Source organism: Halolactibacillus miurensis, assembly GCF_900116255.1.
GTDB classification, from domain to species: Bacteria; Bacillota; Bacilli; order Bacillales; family Amphibacillaceae; genus Halolactibacillus; species Halolactibacillus miurensis.
Genome location: NZ_FPAI01000023.1, coordinates 1 through 17338, shown reverse-complemented (window position 1 = coordinate 17338; position 17338 = coordinate 1). Strand labels below are relative to the sequence as shown.

Sequence of the window (17338 nt, the reverse complement as noted above, 5' to 3'; positions counted from 1 at the left end):
TTTATCAAATGAGAAGAACTAAAATTGTATGTACAATTGGACCGGCTTCAGAATCAACTGAGAAATTAGAGCAGTTAATCGAAGCAGGAATGAACGTTGCCCGTTTAAATTTTTCGCACGGTGACTTTGAAGAGCATGGTGCCCGTATTAAAAATATCCGTGAGGCAGCAGCAAAATTAGGTAAAACAGTCGCGATTCTCTTAGATACAAAAGGACCAGAAATTCGTACAGGTACGATGACAGACGGTCAAGTGGATATCGTTAAAAATCAACATATCAACATCACAATGGATGAATCTTTCTTAGGAACAACAGATAAATTTGCGGTGACTTACCCTGAATTAATCAATGATGTTCACGTCGGTTCAAAAATCTTGCTTGATGATGGTTTAATTGAACTTGAGGTTGTTGAGATTCTAAAAGATCAAAACGAACTGAAAACAAAAGCATTAAACTCAGGTTTACTTAAAAACAAAAAAGGTGTGAACGTACCTAACGTAAGTGTTAACTTACCAGGGATGACTGACAAAGACGCTAAAGATATTCTTTTCGGTATTGAACAAGGCGTTGACTTTGTTGCGGCTTCATTTATCCGTCGTGCATCTGACGTGTTAATGATTCGTGAGCACTTAGATAACAATGGTGGAAAAGACATCCACATTATTCCTAAAATTGAAAACCAAGAAGGTGTCGATAACTTAGATGCTATCCTTCAAGTCGCTGACGGTTTAATGGTTGCTCGTGGTGACTTAGGTGTTGAAATCCCACCTGAAGATGTACCGGTTGTTCAAAAAGACATGATTCAAAAATGTAACAATGCTGGTAAGCCAGTTATTACAGCAACACAAATGTTAGACTCAATGCAACGTAACCCACGTCCAACACGTGCAGAAGCATCTGACGTTGCGAACGCCATCTTTGATGGTACGGACGCGATCATGTTATCTGGTGAAACGGCTGCCGGGGATTACCCAGTAGAAGCTGTTCAAACGATGCACCGTATCGCGCTTAAAACAGAATCAGTTCTTGATCATAAAGCTATTTTAGATCGTCGTTCTAAAACAAGTGAAATGACTATGACAGATGCGATTAGTCAATCAGTCAACCATACAGCGATGAACCTTGATGTTGATGCGATTCTTACACCAACAAACAGTGGCCAAACAGCGCGTATGATTTCTAAATACCGTCCAAAAGCGCCAATCGTTGCGGTAACATTTGACGAAAAAGTAAGCCGCCGTTTAGCTCTATCATGGGGTGTAAGTGCGATTACAGGTGAATTCGCTTATACAACGGATGAAGTCCTTGACCTTGCGATTGAACGCGGTCTTGAAACGGACAAATTCCACCGTGGCGACCGTGTGATTATCACTGCTGGTGTGCCTGTTGGTGAACGTGGTACAACAAACATGATGAAAGTTCATATCATTGGTGATGTCTTAACAAGTGGCCAAGGAATTGGCAAAGGATCAACGATCGGCCGTGCTGTTTTTGCGAAAAACGCAGAAGAAGCCAATGAAAAAGCAAAAGTAGGCGATGTGTTAATCACTCTAGGGACTGATAAAGACATGATGCCAGCACTTGAAAAAGTAAGTGGTGTGATTACAGTTGAAGGTGGTTTAACTTCACACGCAGCTGTTGTTGGTCTTGACCTAGCGATTCCTGTCATCGTTGGCGTCAGCAATGCGATGGATGTAATCGAAGAAGGTAAAGAAATTACGATTGATGCTAAAAAAGGTGATATTTACGCAGGGCGCGCAAGCATCCTTTAATTCGCCAAACCAACGATAGATTTGTTATAATAAGAAGAGACTTCGGTCTCTTCTTTTTGTCTGTAATTTTATCTTTCATTCCGCATGAGCTCAGGATGAAACAAAGGCAGTGAAAAATAGCAGCAATCAAGTAAATAAGAGTAAGCGACGTACGTTCAATAGATAAGTGAGGGGATACTATGTGGAAATGGGTTATACTGACGATTATGATTATGCCAGCGCTTGAGCTAGCGGTTATTTTGTGGGCAGGTTCATTGATTGGTGGGTGGTCTGTGTTTGGTTTTATTTTGTTCACAGGTTTCATTGGTGCGGTTCTAGCGAAACAGCAAGGGGCAGAAACCTTGCAAAAAGCAAATGAACGTATGCAACAAAGAGAAATGCCGGGTGAACAAATCTTTGATGGGATTTGTATACTCATTGGTGGATTGTTATTATTGACGCCTGGTTTCATTACTGATGCGATTGGTTTTACTTTACTCTTACCGTTTACTAGAGGACCATTAAAAAGATTATTGAAGCGCCAAATTGAACAGATGATGAGGAATGGTCAAATCATCACCTATCGCCGTTTTTAAAAGTGTATCCAGAGAATAACTCTCTGGATACACTGTATAAAAAATGAATATTTAGCCGGTGAAGATTCTGATATTTCGCTATATTTGCTTAAATTAATACCAGATGACTATATTTTTTATGCGATGTATGTTAAGATTATTCGGTGAATGTATCTGATTATGTTATTGATTGATACTAATTAAGAACAAATGGTGAACAGGGAGCGGTTTGAAAAAGCTATGTTTAATCAATCCACATTATTTTTAATCATCTTACTCTTGCTTGGTTACTTTGGCAAAAACCAAGCAATTATTATTTCCGTGTATGTCCTTTTAGGGATACAGTTATTTAAGTTAGACACAAAACTATTTCCAATCATTCAAGAACGTGGCATGAGTATCGGTGTCACGATTATTACCTTATCGGTATTGATTCCGATTGCGACAGGCGAAATTGGTTTTTCTGATTTGATTGAAAGTGTTAAAAATTATTACGGTTGGATTGCGCTAGGAGCAGGATTGTTCGTATCGATTGTTGCCCGTGGGGGACTTGATTTACTTGCGAATGATCCACATTTAACGACAGCTTTAGTGATGGGGACAATCTTGGCGGTTGTTTTCTTACAAGGGGTAGCTGTTGGACCGCTTATTGGTGCTGGTATCGCTTATATGATTATGAACATCGTTGATCACGTTATAAAATTATTCTGAATACAACAGGGGAGGAAGAGGGATGTCAACATCAAAAGGTTTAGAAGGTATTATTGTGGCAGAAACAGATATTACGTCAATCGAAGAAGGAAATTTAAGCTATGTAGGCTACAGTATTGATGACCTGGCAGAACAGGCATCATTTGAAGAAGTCGTTTATTTACTATGGCATAAACACTTACCCAATGACGAAGAGTTACATAATTTTAAAACCCAGTTGTTTAATGAGATGACACTCAGTCCGTCGTTTATTGAACAGTTAAAACATATGCATGTGGAAAACGCCCACCCGATGGATGTTCTACGAACAGCCGTTTCAATGCTGAGTCTATATGATTCTGAGCATGACCATGAAGATCGGGAGGCTAATTTTGACCGAGCTGTTCTTTTACAAGCGAAAATGGCGATGATTATTACAACGTTTCATCGGCTAAGAAATAAGGATTCGCTCGTTCAACCGAAACAAGACTTAAGCTACGCTGAGAACTTCTTGTACATGTTACACGGGAAAGATGTGGACCCACTTGAAAGCAAAGCGTTTAATAAAGCGCTTGTCCTCCATGCTGACCATGAACTCAATGCCTCAACTTTCACAGCACGTGTGTGCGTTGCGACCTTATCTGATTTGTATTCAGGTTTAACGGCCGCTATTAGTGCGTTAAAAGGACCGTTACACGGCGGTGCAAATGAACAAGTCATCAAGATGCTGATGGAGATTGAAACAGCTGAAAATGCGATTCCTTATGTAAAAGAAAAAATCGCGAATAAAGAAAAAATTATGGGTATGGGACACCGGGTGTATAAAGAGGGTGACCCACGGGCCAAACACCTAAAAGACATGTCAAAAGAAATTACCAAACAAAATGGCATGCCGCATTGGTATGAGATGTCAGAAAAAATTGAAAGCTATGTCAAAGAAACAAAAGGTTTACCGGCTAATGTGGACTTTTATTCGGCGTCGATGTATCACGCTTTAGGTGTTCCACATGACTTATTTACGCCGATTTTTGCGATGAGTCGAACATCTGGATGGATTGCCCATATGCTTGAACAATATGCTAATAATCGACTCATACGCCCAAGGGCAGAGTATGTTGGTCCGATGAATCAAACATTTAAACCCGTGAATAAACGTTAATTAACGTTTACCTATATACAAAACTCAAGGAGGAAATCTAAATGACACAAGGTGAAAAAATTACCGTAGAACAAGGGAAGGTCATTACACCCAACCATGCTATTATTCCATTTATTGAAGGAGACGGAACCGGTCCTGATATTTGGAATGCAGCCAGTCGTGTACTTGAGGCAGCTGTAAATAAAGCTTATCATGGCGAAAAATCAATCGTCTGGAAAGAAGTACTTGCGGGAGAAAAAGCCTTTAACGAAACAGGTGAGTGGTTACCAGAAGCAACACTCGATGCTATTCGTGAATATAAAATTGCGATTAAAGGTCCACTTACAACGCCGATTGGTGGCGGGATTCGTTCGTTAAACGTTGCTTTACGTCAAAAACTAGATTTATTCACATGCTTACGTCCAGTCCGTTACTTTGATGGCGTACCATCACCAGTTAAACGTCCAGAAGACACGGATATGGTCATCTTCCGTGAAAATACGGAAGATATTTATGCGGGTATTGAGTGGGCGAAAGGTTCTGATGAGGTGAAGAAAGTCATTGATTTCTTACAAAATGAAATGGGTGTGACAAATATTCGCTTCCCAGAAACATCTGGTATTGGTGTGAAACCAGTATCTGAAGAAGGAACAAAACGTCTTGTGCGTGCAGCGATTGATTATGCGATTAAAGAAGGTCGTAAGAGCGTGACCCTCGTGCATAAAGGAAATATCATGAAGTTCACAGAAGGGGCCTTTAAAAACTGGGGTTATGAATTAGCTGATACAGAATTCAAAGACCAAGTCTTCACGTGGGCAACGTATGATAACATCGTTGAAGCAGAAGGAAAAGAGGCAGCTGACAAAGCGCAAGCAGAAGCTGAGGCAGCAGGTAAAATTATCGTCAAAGACGCGATTGCCGATATTTTCTTACAACAGATTCTCACACGTCCAAAAGAATTTGATGTTGTGGCGACGATGAACTTAAATGGGGATTACATTTCAGATGCTCTTGCGGCTCAAGTGGGTGGTATTGGTATTGCGCCAGGGGCGAATATTAATTACGAAACTGGCCATGCAATTTTTGAAGCGACACACGGAACAGCACCTAAATATGCTGGTTTAGATAAAGTAAATCCATCGTCTGTTATTCTCTCTGGTGTCCTGATGCTAGAACACTTAGGTTGGAATGAAGCAGCTGACTTAATCACGAAAGCAATGGATCACACGATTGGTTCTAAAGTCGTGACGTATGATTTTGCGCGTCTGATGGACGGGGCAACTGAAGTGAAAACAAGTGAATTTGCGGATGCGTTAATTTCTAACATGAATAAATAATAACGTCGCTAAGCGGATAACGATAACACATCGTTATCCGTTTTTCTATGTTCTAAAGAATAATCGATTACTTTTATGACTTCAATAGGTTGTTGACACTGTGTTGGTAAACGCCGATGAAATCTAGGTTATAAAATAACCTTTTTTTGTTATTTATGTGTTAATGAGTTATAATATAAGTGATAAGATAAAAAAGCAACCATATATCTAGGAGGCCATAGAATGAAGAAAAAATGGATAGGGATTATGGCGATGATCGTATTCATTGGCATCACATCGTTTGCGGTATTAAGTAACGGTTCAGAAGGTAACGCAAAAGTTACATTAAGTTATCAGGGTGTACCTTTAACGATTGGTGTTTTGTCAGATAATAGCTTACCTGACTTTGATCTTGAAGAAGCGGACGTGACGTTTGAAACAGTGACGTTTAGTGACCTCACTGGTAGCAATGTTGATGCGTATCTTTTCACAAAGGAACACTTTGATGTGTTATCTGAAGATAAGTATAGTCAAATACTTAGCGAGAATGGTGTTCCTAACTTTTTTGTTGATCCAAAAAAAGAAGTGATGCCATTCTATCTAGAAAATCTCTTATATAGCGACGTCCCAGAAGCCGATAATCAAGCTTACATTGAAGGTTTTGCCGTCTTAGAAGATGAAACGAAGTCATGGGCTATATCAGAATCATACGAAGATGTGACAGATGAACTAAAAACTACGGCGTATCAATCGATGTTACACGTGTTAAAAACACATAAAGAACAAGAATTCTTAAAACAATAACTTCAACCGAAGTCGCAGTACATTACTGTGGCTTTTATTTTTTTACTCTTACGTTTTTTCTTCACCTGTTCGCGTGGATCTTATCTTCATCACGAAAAGTAATCTTTACAAAAACTTTACTTTGTAAAGGAAATTTTACGTATAGTTTTAATAGTCTGACTTTCAATTATCGAATAAAACGGCTATGATAAATATGAACGAAACATGAAGGGGGTATAAAGGTTGGGTAAAAAAATCTTAATTGTCGATGATGAAGAATCGATTGTCACCTTATTACAATACCATATAGAGAAAGCGGGCTTTAGTACCGATGTCGCTTATTCAGGTACAGAGGCACTAGCTAAGGCGATTAAACATGACTATGCATTAATTGTTCTTGATTTAATGTTACCAGGAATGGAAGGGACCGATGTCACCAAAGCATTGCGTCAAGAAAAAGTAGATAGCCCCATCTTGATGCTGACGGCGAAAGATGATGAGTTTGATAAAATCTTAGGCTTGGAACTTGGAGCGGACGATTATTTAACCAAACCGTTTAGCCCAAAAGAAGTGGTGGCGCGGATTAAAGCCATTTTGCGTCGGACTAATAAGCCGAAAGAAGAAGAGGCGCTGCACTTAGCTATTGGTGATTTAACGATTTACCCAGAGCAATACGAAGCGACCCTTAGCGGTGAAGCTTTAACTTTCACTAGAAAAGAGTTCGAACTACTGTTTTATTTAGCTAAACACAAAGGGAAAGTGCTCTCACGTGATCAATTACTGACCGCAGTATGGAACTACGATTTTGCGGGTGATACCCGGATTGTTGATGTTCATGTTAGTCATTTACGAGAAAAAATCGAACCTGATACGAAACAACCGATTTATATCAAAACAATCCGCGGGCTTGGTTATAAGATGGAGGAGCCGAAGATATGACACCTAATCGGCGGCTGTTTTTTATTCAAGTCCTGTCGGTTAGTCTGTTGTTTTTCACGCTTGTGTTTACGATCGTCCCGCTTGTCTCAGGTAGTTCGCAATACATTGTCTTCTTTTTATTAACAGGTGCTTATTTTGCGATTATCTTATTATTTTATCAAGTGTACAAAAATTATGTACGCCCCGTAAAACATCTCATCGATACGATTGAGTCACTCGTGAGTGGTAATTATAAAGTCAGAGTGCACGAAGATTTTCATGCGGATACAGGACGACTTCAAGGGGCTATTAATGAACTCGCCCGTCATTTACAAGATTTGAATCGTCAAGAAAAAATGCATGCCCGTCAACTAAATAGTGTCATTGAAAATATGGCCAGCGGGGTGATGCTGATTGACCAACAAGGGTATGTGCATTTAGTCAATAAACGCTTTGTTGATTTGTTTGGTTTAACAAGGGACCGCTATACCGAGTCATTATACTACGAGGTCCTCACCCAAAATCAAATCCACGAAACGGTTCAAGAAGTCTTTTTATATGAACAACCCATTAAAAATGAAATGACCCTCACTAAAGATTTAACGACGTACCATTTAGAAGTGATTGGCGCGCCTTACTTTAACCAGAAACACGACTTGCGCGGGGCTGTCCTTGTTTTTCATGATGTGACAGAATTTAAACGCTTAGAACAAATGCGAAAAGACTTCGTAGCCAATGTTTCGCATGAACTAAGAACACCCATCACGTCGATTAAAGGTTTTGCTGAAACGATGCTAGAAGATGAATTAGACCCACAACTCGAACAACGTTTTCTCTCGATTATTCATAAAGAGAGCCACCGATTACAATTGCTCATACAGGACCTACTTGATTTATCTAAATTAGAAAAAGCCGATTTTCATTTGAACTACCAGACGATTAGTGTGGATGCTTTAATTAAAGAATCCGTTGAAATGGCAAAGGTACAAGCAAAAGAAAAAAGCATCACCTTGATGATAGAAGGTGACCATGGGCTCATGTTATCAGCAGACTATGACCGATTAAAGCAGGTCGTACTAAACCTCATTTACAACGCTATTAACTATACACCCAGCGATGGAAAGGTAACGGTTTCTGCTTTTGAATCGTCGGGTTATATTAAAATTCAAGTGATAGATAACGGTATTGGCATTGAGCCAGAAGTGTTACCGCGTATTTTTGAACGTTTTTATCGCGTCGATAAAGCAAGAAGTCGAAATACCGGGGGGACGGGATTAGGTTTATCGATCACGAAGCATATTGTTGAAGCTCACCATGGTCAGATTTTTGTTGATAGTGTGGTTGATGAAGGCTCTACATTTACGATTATGTTACCGAAAGAACAGGCATAAGTGTCTGTTCTTTTTGCTGTCTATAAAGAGAGTATTATTTTTGAAAATGATCAAAACATGATAAGATAAGAGTAGTTTCAATCAATGATTGCCAATGAAAGTTAATCGTCACCGCCAGTATAGGGCATAATAAATAGAATTAGACATATTGAAGATGAGGAGTTGACATGAATGTCAGATAAAAAATTAGTCTTGATTGATGGGAACAGTGTCTTGTACCGGGCATTTTTCGCTTTGCCATTACTTTCAAATAAGCAAGGGGTGCATACTAATGCCGTCTTTGGTTTTACGAAGATGTTGTTAACCATTTTGGAGCGAGAAGCGCCTACGCATGCCTTAGTTGCCTTTGATGCGGGTAAAACGACCTTCCGTCACGAAACGTATAAAGAATATAAAGGGGGTAGACAAAAAACACCCCCTGAATTATCCGAACAATTCAATATGACCCGTGAGTTGCTTGATGCCTTTAAGCTTACGCATTATGAGTTAGAGAATTATGAAGCAGATGATATTATCGGCACATTATCAAAACAAGCAGAAGATAAAGGCTTCGATGTAGCTGTGATCACGGGTGATAAAGATATGTTACAACTCGTATCAGAGAAAACCTCCGTGCACTTAACGAAAAAAGGGATCAGTGAGACAGAGAGCTATACACCAAACTATCTTTACGAAAAATTAGAAATAACACCAGCGCAGATTGTCGATATGAAAGCATTGATGGGAGACGCTTCAGATAATATACCAGGCGTTCCTGGTGTTGGTGAAAAAACAGCCATTAAATTATTAAAGCAATTTGAGACCTTAACAAAAGTATATGACGCACTTGATGATGTCAGTGGTAAGAAATTAAAAGAAAAGTTAGCCACACATAAAGAAGATGCGTTTATGTCTTATGAACTGGCGACGATTAATTGTGAGTCGCCGATAGAGGTTAAACTAGAAAACACGACGTATACTGGTTATGATATGAAACAACTGCGCGATTTATTTAAACAACTCGAGTTTAAATCGCTGATGTCAATGATTGATTCCGATCAAATCGAAGAAACAGAAACATTAAAAGATATGACAGTCGAAGTCGTTGATGATTTTAGTACACTTAACCTAACGGGAGAAGAGAGCTTAGTAGTTGATTATCTAACAGAACAATATCATACGGATGATATACTCGGTATAGGTATGAGTAATCAAGACCACCATTATTTTTTAAGTAAGGACGTTGTTGAACAAGATACCGCTTTTCATGCGTATCTTAAAGATGCGTCGATGAAAAAATATACGTTCGATGCAAAAAAAGTATTAGTCACGTTTAAACGTTTAGGTATTGACGTTAAAGGCATTGTCTTTGATTTGTTGTTAGGGTCTTATTTAGTAAATCCATCTGAAAATAATCATGATATTCCGTCGATTGCGGCGCGTTATGATTCGATTGGGGTAAGGGAAGACGATGATGTTTACGGTAAAGGGAAAAAACTCGCCGTTCCTAACGAAGACGCGCTACGCGATCACATTGTTAGGAAAGCCCACGTCGTTTATGCGCTTAAATCAACGATTGAAGAAGGCCTCGTGACAAATGAACAAATGGATTTATTAGAAACGCTTGAACTGCCATTAAGTCACATATTAGCCGATATGGAACAGCTCGGAGTGATGGTTGACAGGGAGAAGTTACAAACGATGCAGAAAGACTTGGCTGAACGGATTCAGACCCTTGAACAAAACATTTATGAAACAGCGGGTGAATCATTTAACTTAAATTCACCCAAACAGCTCGGTGTCGTTTTATTTGAAAAACTAGAACTACCTGTGGTCAAGAAGACAAAAACAGGCTATTCAACCGCAGCGGATGTGTTGGAACAGCTAAAAACAAAACATCCAATCATTGAAGATATATTACTGTATCGTCAGCTTCAGAAGCTGCAATCAACTTATTTAGAAGGATTGCTTAAAGTTATTCATGAGGACGGCAAAGTGCATACGCGCTTTAACCAAGCTTTAACCCAAACAGGCCGTCTATCATCGACAGACCCTAACTTGCAAAATATTCCGATCAGATTAGAAGAAGGTAGAAAAATTCGTCAAGCCTTCGTTCCAAGTGAGAAGGATTGGGAAATATTCGCGTGTGATTACTCGCAAATTGAGTTACGCGTCCTTGCGCATATTGCGGGGGATGAGAAATTAATTCAAGCCTTTAAAGATGACCGCGACATTCATACCCAAACGGCGATGGACGTCTTTCATGTCGAAGAAGACGCGGTGGATAGTTTAATGCGCCGCCAAGCAAAAGCGGTCAATTTTGGTATTGTCTACGGTATTAGTGATTACGGCCTATCACAAAACTTAGGCATTACCCGTAAAGAAGCCCAAGCTTTTATTGATCGTTATTTTGAAAGTTATCCTGGTGTGAAAGAATATATGGATGAGATTGTAAAAGAAGCCAAACAACAAGGTTATGTGACGACGCTTATGCATCGTCGTCGCTATTTACCGGATATTACGAGTCGTAACTTTAACCAGCGCAGTTTTGCTGAACGTACCGCTATGAATACACCGATTCAAGGAAGTGCTGCTGATATAATTAAGAAGGCCATGATTGACTTGGCCGCACGTTTAAAATCAGAAGATTTACGTGCAAATGTATTGCTGCAAGTACATGATGAGCTAATTTTAGAAGCACCAAAAGAAGAAATAGCGCGATTGAAAAAAATTGTACCAGAGGTCATGGAACAGACAGTCGAATTATTAGTGCCACTCAAAGTCGATTATGCGCATGGACCAACATGGTATGATGCAAAATAAGAACGGAGAATGATCAATGCCAGAGTTACCAGAAGTTGAAACGGTAAGGCGAACGTTAAAGACGTTAATCACGGATAAAACGATTGAATCCGTTGATGTTCGCTTCGCTAAAATGATTAAAAAACCAGATGATGTTCACGCATTTGAAATGATGCTAAAAGGGCAAACAATTCGTGATATTAAACGTCGTGGGAAATTCTTATTATTTATCTTAGATGATGTTGAAATGGTGTCTCACTTACGAATGGAAGGAAAGTTTGCCACGCGTCCCGATAACGATCCGGAGAATAAACATACCCATGTGATTTTCACCTTTACTGATGGGACGAGCTTACACTATAACGATGTACGTAAATTTGGTACGATGCATGTCTTCCGTAAAGGTGAAGCACTTGAACAGTTACCGATGAAACAAGTAGGGGTCGACTTATATTTAGACCAAGTCGAGGTCGATACTTTGTATCCTAAAATCACCAAGTCAACCCGCGCGATTAAAAATATTTTACTTGATCAACAATTACTTGCCGGTTTAGGTAATATTTATGTAGATGAAACACTGTTTCGCTCAAGCATTCATCCGATGACAAAGGGGCAGGCGTTAAGTCGTGAAGATGTTGAGCTAATCTTAATAGAAGCGCAAGCAGTCATAAATGAAGCGGTTGAACAAGGCGGGACAACCATTAGAAGTTATACGAGTGCCGATGGCAATATGGGTATGTTTCAACAAACGCTGAATGTCTATGGACAAACAGAAAAGCCTTGTCCGGTTTGTGACACGCCGATTGAAAAAACAAAGGTATCCGGACGTGGGACGCATTACTGCCCGATATGCCAAGTAATCAAACAGCCGGAGGAGTGAACATATGTCTTGTGTAATAGGTCTAACAGGCAGTATTGCGACCGGAAAAAGTACCGTCGTCGATTGGTTTAAAATAAAACAAGTCCCTGTGATTGATGCCGATCAGATTGCGCGTGAGATTGTTGAACCTGGACGTCCCATGCTTAGCCGTCTGAAAGAGACATTTGGTGAGATGATTATACAAAAAGATGGCTCGCTTGACCGCGCCTTGCTTTCGCAGCTGATTTTTAATGATGAGACATTGAGGCAAACACTCGATAACTTAATGCACCCAGCTATTATTGAAGAAATCATCACGCGACGTGATCACTATATTGAGCAAGGTGAGCCCATCATTATCTTAGATATTCCGTTACTGTTTGAAGGTGACTTAACAGATTTAGTCGACCGTGTGCTTGTCGTTTATACAACTCAAGCCAAGCAACTCCAGCGATTAATGAAAAGAAATGATCTCTCAGAACAAGAGGCAAAAAAACGAATAAAAGCCCAGGGGTCAATTGAGAAGAAAAAACAATTAGCAACCGATGTCATTGACAACAATCGTTCAGTGGAAGAGACTTATCTACAATGTGACGCGTTGTACGATAACTATATGTCGTGTGGGGAAAATCAGTGAACGAATAACAGGTGGGAAGCTAAGTGTCAGTAAGTAGCAGCCTGTGCGAAAAATTAATAAATAATTTTCAAAAAAACAGTTGCGTAATGACACGTTTCGATATATACTTTTCCTGCGCGTGCATTTTGATATGATGTACAACAATATGAAAATGTGCAGTTGATTGCTTAAAGGGTTAGGACCTCTTTGGACTAACTTTCCCCCGTGGCAATTAGGCTTACATTTTACAAAAAAGAAATAGGGGGAGTGTTTATAATGGACACAATGGGAAGACACGTTATTGCTGAAATGTGGGATTGTAATATTGATATTTTAAATGATATGGGAAAGATTGAACAAATCTTTGTTGATGCGGCACTTAAATCAGGTGCGGAGATTCGCGAAGTGGCGTTTCATAAATTTGCCCCGCAAGGTGTCAGTGGTGTGGTCATTATATCTGAATCACATTTAACGATCCACAGTTTCCCAGAACACGGATATGCAAGTATCGATGTCTATACGTGTGGGGATATTATTGACCCGAACGTCGCTTGTGATTATATCGCTGAAAGCTTAGAATCAAAACGTTTAGAACGTGTAGAAGTACCAAGAGGTCTTGGACCAATCCGCGTACCGAAATCAGAAGCACTTTAATAGCCACTCCTCTTAGTATGTGATTACTGAGAGGAGTTTTTGCATCTTGACAAACTTTTCTGTTGTTTTGTGTAAAGAACATGGAAATACAAACATTGTTATCGTTTTCTCATGCTAAACATGTTAAAATAAAAGACATATGTATAAGAAGATAAGAAAAAGTAAATGATGAGGTGTAAATATGGGATTTAAAGAAACGTTTAATAAGTATTTTAACAACCATTCCGAAACAGCTGAAAAACATTGGGATAAAAAGTTAGAAAGCAAGTATTTTAAAACAACGAAAGACCGTGGCTTTGACGCGGTTATGGCGTATTTTAAAAAGAATCCAAATTGTGAAGTTAAAGCATCTTCACAAGAACGTGGAGAAATTACGGTCAATTATAAAGGGAAACGTCGTGCCTTTGTTGTGGCGACCATTATTATGGTAAAGCCATTCCGTACATCGGTAGATTTTTCAGTGACGACTGAAGGTGGCCTGTTTGATTTAGGTTTTAGCCATAATTTGATTACGAAACTTTATGATGATTTGAAACAAGAAATGGAACTCGTTGACTGATTAAACTATAATCAAGAAAAATAAGAGATCTTTAGAAGGAGGTTGTTAAACGATGCGGTGTCCTAACTGCCATGACAAACATACACGGGTATTAGATTCACGACCAATTGAAGATAATCAAGCGATTAGACGTCGACGCGAATGCGAAGCTTGTGCGCATCGATTTACGACCTTTGAACGAATTGAAGAGATGCCTTTAATCGTTGTTAAAAAAGAAGGTGTCCGTGAAACTTTTAGTCGTGAAAAATTGGTGCGGGGACTTATGAAAGCCTGTGAGAAACGCCCGGTAGCTTTGGAACAATTGGAAGACTTAGCACTTAATGTTGAACGCTCGTTAAGAAGTCGTGGACAATCAGAAGTAGACAGTAATGATATTGGTGAACTCGTGATGGAAGGACTCAGTCAGATCGATGAAGTTGCTTATGTGCGGTTTGCCTCTGTGTATCGACAATTTAAAGATATTAATGTTTTTTTGGATGAGCTTAAAGAATTAATTCATGAAGATAAAAAAGGTGTGGCCAACCCAGCGTCTGATGACAAATAAGGTTTGGCGATACATCATTTAACATTAAATGAGCCGCTCGGCTCATTTTTCATTTAAACAAAGAAAGGAAGAGCGCGATGCATCATTCAATTGGAAAAGTGTTGCCCGCTGATGGCTACCGGACGACAAAAATGTTTGACTTATCGGATGAACAGTATCAAGCGTTGTATCAGTTGTATCAGCCTATCATTGGTATTGAAGCACTCAGTTTATATATGACGCTCTATCATCAAATTGCTTTCCACGATCGACATTCGCATCACTATCTGATGCAATTATTAAATCAATCGCTGACAACTATTTACGACGCACGTACGAAAATTGAAGCGATTGGCTTACTGGAAACCTATCGTTATGAAGATGATCAACAAACGCTCTATGATTTTCATTTGAAATCACCAATGACCCCCGTTGGGTTTATGAGTGATGATGTTTTGAGTCAAATGTTGTATCATCAAATTGGTAAGCAAAAATTTCAGTCATTAAAATCAAAAATACTCGAACGAACAGCCTTTACGCCCTCAGGTGAACCTATTACACATACCTTTTCTGATGTGTTTTTACATCAACCTGTTGATATCGAAATGGATCAAACGGAAGAGACGGCTAAAATTAAACATCAACCGAAAAGACAAGACTGGATTACTGATACCGTCATTGATTTTGATTGGTTGAGTCAAAATTTACAGTCGCGTATGCTGAATGATGACGTGATTTTATCCAGAGATAATCAACGCTTTATTAATCAGATGGCAGTGCTTTATAATTTATCTAACTCTGAAGTGGATAAGTTATTACAGTGGTCGATTGATTCTGAGCATCGTCTTGATAAAGAAGCCTTTAAAGAAGCGTGTTTAGATGCGATTGATGTCCAACCATCGAAACAACAAGTTATTACCCAACGCGAGCGATTGAAAAAAAGTGAAGTAGATGATTCGCCAACGACTGCGCCTCAATCAAAAAAAGCACGGTTTATTGAACAAATGGAGACACTCAGTCCTAAAGAATTAATTGAAGACTTATCAGGTGAAGCTGCTGCATCCACGCAAGACATCAAAATGATCGCGGATATTATGGAAAAACAAGCACTCTCACCAGGAGTGATGAATGTTTTGATTCACTACGTTATGTTAAAATCAGATATGAAGTTATCACGTGCCTATATGGAAAAGATTGCGAGCCATTGGGCGAGAAAACAAATTAAAACAGTCACCCAAGCGATGGCGCTCGCAAAAGAAGAACATACGAAGTATCAATCAAAAGATTTTAAAAAGAGTTATCCGAGGAAAAGATCCGGCCGTGAGGCTGTCGTGCCGGAATGGTTTAAAAAACAAAAGACTGAACCTAATAAGACGAATCAACAACCATCAGGCACTGACCAACCAGCATCAGATGATGGTCAAGAAATTGATGCGCTGTTAAAATCATTTCAAGCAAAGAAAAAGAAGCAGTAAATCATGATTTAAAAAATCTGTAGGTAAATGAAATTGAGGTGGTGACACGATGGAACCGATTAATGTTTCGTTGAAAAAGTGGATGAAAAAGAATCAATCCTTCCAAGAAACATATCAAAAAATGAAACGCGAAATCTTACAAGATCCCGAGATAAAAGCTGTCATTGAAGCAAACGAGGCCATTGATGACAAGGCGATTGACCGGCAATTAATGACATTATATGAATACTATTCACAAAATAGAGATTGTGACAATTGTTCGGATCATGGCTGTGTTAATAATGTTTTACCAGGGTATAAACCGATTCTAAATGTAGAAGGTGACACGTTCCACCTCACCTATGAAAAGTGTAAATATACGCGGATTGAAGAAGAACAAAAGCGTCGGCAAGCTAAAATTAAAAGTTTGTATATGCCAAAAGACATTTTAGCTGCGCGGATTGAATCGATTGATAGCCAAAATGCTGACCGTCACGAGGCAATCAAATCCTTACTTAAGTACGTGCATCAAATCGATGAGGGGCTACCCGAACGCGGGTTTTACTTCCATGGTCCTTTTGGTGTAGGTAAAACATATTTTTTAGGCGCTCTTGCGAATGAATTTGCTGATCGTGGGATTGAAACGATGTTAATTTATATGCCTGAGTTCGTCAGAGAGATAAAGTCATCGTTTAAAGACGATTCAACGTCTGAAAAAATCGAAACGTTTAAACAGGTGCCAGTACTAATGATTGATGATATTGGGGCAGAATCACTTTCTAGTTGGTTTAGAGATGAAGTGCTCGGCTCCATTCTTCAGTACCGGATGATGGAACGACTACCTGTTTTCTTTAGTTCAAACTATAATTTAACGCAATTGGAGTCACATTTAGCACAAACATCACGTGGTGACATTGAAGAGTTAAAAGCCGGTCGGATTATTGAACGAATTAAACAAGTGAGTACGCCTATTTTAATCCATGCGAATAATCGACGGGAAAGTTAAATGTTTTTCACCTGAATCAATTTCATAATTGCTCTTTTTAAAAAATCAAACACGACCAGAATTTCAATATTTGTCTTAAAAATTTTTTATGCTATTTGATATTGCTTTAGGAATGAGCCTAAACGATCTGATGCTAGTTTTGATGCATTATAAATAAGCGTTACTAAATCAAAGTGAGCTTTTGCACGTTTTCCTGTACGGTAACGAACATTATTAAGCTGGAAAAACTCCTTAAGATAGCCATTTACTCTTTCGACAGAACTGCGACGTTTAGCAATAGTTTTCCATGCCTGTGAACCACGAGCAGGAGCTGAATATTTCCGA

Annotated in this window: 17 protein-coding genes; 16 read left to right on the top strand and 1 reads right to left on the bottom strand. The window is 39.2% G+C overall.

The genetic code is table 11. The features are described from left to right. Positions 1-8: 8 nt before the first annotated feature. From pyk to dnaI, 16 genes are all read left to right on the top strand, one after another. Positions 9-1772 carry a pyruvate kinase gene (gene pyk / locus BM390_RS12050; RefSeq protein WP_062320970.1) on the top strand — a complete coding sequence of 588 codons (1764 nt, stop codon included), beginning with the start codon at positions 9-11 and terminating at the stop codon, positions 1770-1772. A gap of 179 nt (positions 1773-1951) precedes the next feature. Then, positions 1952-2347: an FxsA family protein gene (locus BM390_RS12045; RefSeq protein WP_062320967.1), complete on the top strand. Its 396-nt coding sequence runs from the start codon at positions 1952-1954 to the stop codon at positions 2345-2347. A 219-nt stretch (positions 2348-2566) separates the two neighbouring features. Continuing rightward, entirely contained in the window at positions 2567-3037 is a 471-nt protein-coding gene (locus BM390_RS12040) for a DUF441 domain-containing protein (protein ID WP_062320965.1), read from the top strand. A 22-nt stretch (positions 3038-3059) separates the two neighbouring features. Then, the gene (citZ, locus tag BM390_RS12035; protein WP_062320963.1) at positions 3060-4175 is read left to right on the top strand and encodes a citrate synthase; all 1116 of its coding nucleotides are present in this window, start codon (positions 3060-3062) and stop codon (positions 4173-4175) included. 41 nt (positions 4176-4216) lie between these two features. Further along, positions 4217-5491, top strand: coding sequence for an NADP-dependent isocitrate dehydrogenase (gene icd / locus BM390_RS12030; RefSeq protein WP_062320961.1), 1275 nt, complete (start codon positions 4217-4219; stop codon positions 5489-5491). A gap of 222 nt (positions 5492-5713) precedes the next feature. Continuing rightward, entirely contained in the window at positions 5714-6274 is a 561-nt protein-coding gene (locus BM390_RS12025; protein WP_089855086.1) for a hypothetical protein, read from the top strand. 222 nt (positions 6275-6496) lie between these two features. Then, complete coding sequence (locus BM390_RS12020) at positions 6497-7192, top strand: response regulator transcription factor (protein WP_089855083.1); 696 nt, start codon at positions 6497-6499, stop codon at positions 7190-7192. Next, positions 7189-8562 (top strand): two-component system histidine kinase PnpS, encoded by a 1374-nt coding sequence (pnpS, locus tag BM390_RS12015; RefSeq protein ID WP_089855080.1) that lies wholly within the window; start codon positions 7189-7191, stop codon positions 8560-8562. The genes BM390_RS12020 and pnpS overlap by 4 nt, the downstream gene beginning before the upstream one ends. Before the next feature lie 171 nt (positions 8563-8733). Further along, a complete protein-coding gene (polA, locus tag BM390_RS12010) occupies positions 8734-11364 on the top strand; it encodes a DNA polymerase I (RefSeq protein WP_062320954.1) in 2631 nt (876 codons plus the stop codon). A gap of 16 nt (positions 11365-11380) precedes the next feature. After that, on the top strand, positions 11381-12223 hold the full coding sequence (gene mutM / locus BM390_RS12005) for a DNA-formamidopyrimidine glycosylase (protein ID WP_062320952.1): 843 nt from the start codon (positions 11381-11383) through the stop codon (positions 12221-12223). Between the two features lie 4 nt (positions 12224-12227). Continuing rightward, positions 12228-12839 (top strand): dephospho-CoA kinase, encoded by a 612-nt coding sequence (coaE, locus tag BM390_RS12000; RefSeq protein ID WP_062320949.1) that lies wholly within the window; start codon positions 12228-12230, stop codon positions 12837-12839. A 255-nt stretch (positions 12840-13094) separates the two neighbouring features. After that, on the top strand, positions 13095-13472 hold the full coding sequence (gene speD / locus BM390_RS11995; RefSeq protein WP_062320947.1) for an adenosylmethionine decarboxylase: 378 nt from the start codon (positions 13095-13097) through the stop codon (positions 13470-13472). 181 nt (positions 13473-13653) lie between these two features. Then, the gene (locus tag BM390_RS11990; RefSeq protein WP_062320946.1) at positions 13654-14031 is read left to right on the top strand and encodes a hypothetical protein; all 378 of its coding nucleotides are present in this window, start codon (positions 13654-13656) and stop codon (positions 14029-14031) included. A 52-nt stretch (positions 14032-14083) separates the two neighbouring features. Then, positions 14084-14575, top strand: coding sequence for a transcriptional regulator NrdR (gene nrdR / locus BM390_RS11985; protein ID WP_062320943.1), 492 nt, complete (start codon positions 14084-14086; stop codon positions 14573-14575). 77 nt (positions 14576-14652) lie between these two features. Beyond that, complete coding sequence (locus BM390_RS11980; protein WP_089855074.1) at positions 14653-16029, top strand: replication initiation and membrane attachment family protein; 1377 nt, start codon at positions 14653-14655, stop codon at positions 16027-16029. 49 nt (positions 16030-16078) lie between these two features. Further along, entirely contained in the window at positions 16079-17014 is a 936-nt protein-coding gene (gene dnaI, locus BM390_RS11975) for a primosomal protein DnaI (RefSeq protein WP_062320937.1), read from the top strand. Between the two features lie 86 nt (positions 17015-17100). Here dnaI and BM390_RS11970 read toward each other — a convergent pair. Beyond that, positions 17101-17338 (bottom strand): transposase (locus BM390_RS11970; protein WP_143103161.1); only part of this gene is annotated, 238 nt, incomplete at its 5' end.